This is a genomic window from Acinetobacter sp. UBA2063, from assembly GCF_002333245.1.
In the GTDB taxonomy this organism is placed as follows: domain Bacteria; phylum Pseudomonadota; class Gammaproteobacteria; order Pseudomonadales; family Moraxellaceae; genus Acinetobacter; species Acinetobacter parvus.
In genome coordinates this window covers 1-3,696 of the sequence record NZ_DDAH01000214.1, presented here as the reverse complement: position 1 = coordinate 3,696, position 3,696 = coordinate 1, and the positions used below count along the sequence as shown (strand labels likewise).

General features: G+C 42.3%; 3 protein-coding genes. All 3 read left to right on the top strand.

Annotation, left to right across the window (positions count from 1 at the left end):
• A partial coding sequence (locus B4H32_RS10265; protein WP_414630963.1) for an amidophosphoribosyltransferase occupies positions 1-576 on the top strand: 576 nt, incomplete at its 5' end.
• A 103-nt stretch (positions 577-679) separates the two neighbouring features.
• Positions 680-2,569 (top strand): peptidase M48, encoded by a 1,890-nt coding sequence (locus B4H32_RS10260; RefSeq protein WP_286802840.1) that lies wholly within the window; start codon positions 680-682, stop codon positions 2,567-2,569.
• A gap of 166 nt (positions 2,570-2,735) precedes the next feature.
• Complete coding sequence (locus tag B4H32_RS10255; protein WP_004680817.1) at positions 2,736-3,536, top strand: undecaprenyl-diphosphate phosphatase; 801 nt, start codon at positions 2,736-2,738, stop codon at positions 3,534-3,536.
• Positions 3,537-3,696: the final 160 nt, after the last annotated feature.

Below are 3,696 nucleotides of genomic sequence, written 5' to 3'. Positions count from 1 at the left end.
TTTATGAAAAACCGTTATATCGGACGTACCTTTATTATGCCTGGTCAACAGCAGCGTAAAAAATCAGTTCGTCAGAAACTGAATCCTGTGGAACTTGAGTTCAAGGACAAAAACGTTCTATTGGTGGATGATTCGATTGTACGCGGTACAACCTGTAATGAAATCATTCAGATGGCGCGTGATTCAGGGGCAAAAAAAGTATTTTTTGCCTCCGCCGCACCGATGGTGAAATATCCCAATGTCTATGGCATTGATATGCCAGCAAAGTCTGAACTGATTGCGTCTGAGCGTACCGTTGAGGAAATCCGCGAAATTATTGGTGCAGACCGTTTGATATTTCAGGACCTGGAAGATTTGAAAAATGCAGTTCGTACCAGCAAGGTGCCTGATTTAAGAGAGTTTGACTGCTCTGTTTTTGATGGTGTTTATGTGGCGGGTGGTATTGACAAGGAATACCTTGCTGAACTTGAGCAAAAACGTAATGACACAGCAAAAAAGAAAGCCGATGGCTACATTGATNNAGATGTGAATATTGATGCCGCTTCGGTAGATTTAACCGGTATCAAAGAAATGTAAACCTTTTGGTCCATAGAAAAGCGGGAATTTCCCGCTTTTTTATTTTATGATACAGGAGGCGCTGGAGCCTCTGACAGAAACAATGTAATAAGGAAAATTTACATTGAAAGAAATGAGCCATTATTTAATTGAAAATAAGAATATTGCATGGTCAGTCAGCTTTTGTCTGCTTGCCATGGCATCGACTCTCTTTATTCTCAATTTAATTTTGGGTTTGGTGGTACATTTCTTTGACTATACCCAGCCAGTTTGGTGGCATGTTTTAAGTCCTTATTTTATCTGCCTATTATTCTTTATCCTGATTTGGTCTGTCAGTACTGAACTGTATGTACTGCGTGAGGGCGGACATTCCCTGGCAAAACAACTAAAAGCACGCCGCCTGGTGTTTGATGAAAGTACGCCTGAAGAAAGTACTGCTTTAAAAGTGGTGGAACAGGTTGCACGCAGCTTTGCGATTGATACCCCCGCAGTGTATGTATTGCCTGATGAGGTGGGGGTAAATGCATTAACCGCTGGTTTCAGGTCGCAGGATATCGTGATTATCTTGACCTGGGGGGCATTGCAGAATCTGGATGAACTTGAGCTTTATGGTTTGTTGAGTTATGAGTTTAACCAGATTCTATCAGGTGAAGCAGTTGAGAATACCAAACTTAAAATTCTATATAGTGGTTTGACCACATTTAGCCAATGGGGAAGCAAGCTCGCACAGGCAGGTTACAATCCCTATGCAACCTCTTACCGTAATAAGTTTGAGACCATTTTTGTGGCGATTGGCGGGGTGATTTGGCTGATTGGAAGCTTGGGTATCCTGATCACCCGTTTAATCAAGTATCTCACCTTAAGTGGCCGAACCTTTCGCAATGACCTGAAAACCATGCGTTTGATGAATAACAACGCTAATATTCAAACCTTGCTACGAATTTATGTGCATCATTCAGGTTCCCAAATCCACAGCGCATATTCTGAGTCAATTTCGCATATGTGCTTTGCCAACTCACTGAGTCCGCAAAGCTGGCTGAATATTCATCCAGGTATTAAAGATCGAATTTATGAGTTAAATCCAACCCTGTTACAGGATTTGCAACTGGAAAACCTGAGAAAGTTACGCAATCGCCCGCTATTCAGTTTGTTTCGTTCCCTTGAAGAGGAAATAACTGATATGTCGGTGCCTTGGAGTTCGCCTCAGCCATTGCCATTGTTGCGATTGTCACCGATTAGCTTTGCCTTGAATGATGCGATCAAGCCACTCAACCCCGAGATGCGGAAAAATAAAAAACGCCCAGAACTGATTCAGCGTGCCATGCAGACCGCGACGGGTTCAAGAGAGGTGATGGTGGCGATTTTGATGATCCGCCAGTACCGTGAGTTTATTCCACAGGATGCGGCGGTGAGTCATGCGATTGTGGATGTATTGTTAAATCTGGATGGGCGGATTCATGTGCAGATTTTCCATGATGCCTGCAAGAACATTGGTCATATGCCCACCAGTATTGCACGTCAGTTTCTCACCAAACTGGCCTGTATTATTCAGGCGGATGGTGAGGTTGGCTTACTGGATGCACTATTGCTGGAGCGGGTAAAATATGAGTTGAACCTGATGCCAGCACATTTGCCCACAGCGTTTGAGGATCTGAAATCGCAAATTGTGCATTTGATTGATGCATTGCTGCATGTACAGCAAATTAACAGTCCAAATCAGCTTGAGGTCCGTGAACGGATTTTGCAGGAGCTTCTTACGCAGGAAGAGTTGCAAACCTATGCTGATATTTCGGATGAACCACTGGATCTGGCTGAAATCCTGAATGATGTTTCAGGTTTGTTATTGCGTGATCGCCTCAATATTTTAGCAATTGCAGAACGCTGCCTATGGAGTGACCGAATCATTACTCAAGATGAACTGGATGTTTTAGAGCTACTGTATTGGCGTTTGGGCTTTGATACCCGTGAGGTGGTTGAGCAAATGCAGAAGAAAAATAGCTTGATGATTATTTAAGATAAATTCCCAAATTTTTATATCTAACTGCATGTTAGGCTAGAATTTCAAAAGCCCCCATATTTTTAAAAACGTTACGTGACAATCACATAAAAAATACCTATTTCAGGGTAAGCTTGCCGTTAATTTTTTTATTGAATTTTAGATGGGGGCTTTCGAGTAAGTTATGGAACACATTGAAATTTTAAAGGCGTTGTTTTTAGGGTTTATTGAAGGGCTGACAGAGTTCTTGCCCATTTCAAGTACAGGGCACCTGATTTTATTTGGTCATATGATTGACTTCCATTCAGACGATGGCCGTGTCTTTGAAGTCGTGATCCAACTTGGGGCAATTCTGGCAGTCTGCTGGTTATACCGCCAAAAAATTATTGATCTACTAAAAGGTTTTTTTAGTGGTGATTCAGAAGCACGACACTTTGCTTTTAGTGTTCTGATTGCATTTTTTCCTGCTGTCGTGATTGGTATTTTTGCGGTCGATTTTATTAAAAGCGTCCTATTTAGTCCACTTGTGGTGGCAGTTGCCTTGATTGTCGGTGGCCTCATCATTTTCTGGGTGGAATCAATCAAGTTTGAGCATAAGACCACAGAGGCAACCAGGATCACCTATAAACAGGCTTTTCTTGTGGGGTGCGCGCAGTGTGTGGCGATGATTCCAGGAACATCACGTTCAGGTGCCACTATTGTGGGAGGAATGTTTTCAGGCCTATCACGTAAAGCTGCGACGGAGTTTTCTTTCTTTCTGGCCATGCCAACCATGCTGGGTGCGGCAACCTTTGACCTTATTCGTAATGCCGATGTACTGACACAGGACAATATGCTGAATATCGCGGTGGGATTTGTTGCTGCCTTTATTGCTGCATTACTGGTGGTGAGTGCCTTGGTGAAATTTGTTGAGCGTCATACCTTACGTGTATTTGCTTGGTACCGTATCGTGCTTGGCGTGATTTTATTATTCATTTTCCTTTAAAATTGAAACCCGTCTCTTTTACAGAGATGTTAAAAGAGGCGGATTCGGGTAAAATTTCCATTCTTTATTTTTCCAATATTTCATATCTTAAAACTGGTTCTAGCATAAGATGACAATAGCTAAAATGAACGCCCGAGACTTGATTATTGATCTACTTTTA

Bases quoted from the DNA above. Each gene is read 5' to 3' on its own strand.
- B4H32_RS10255 (WP_004680817.1), top strand. From the start codon at position 2,736: ATGGAACACATTGAAATTTTAAAGGCGTTGTTTTTAGGGTTTATTGAA.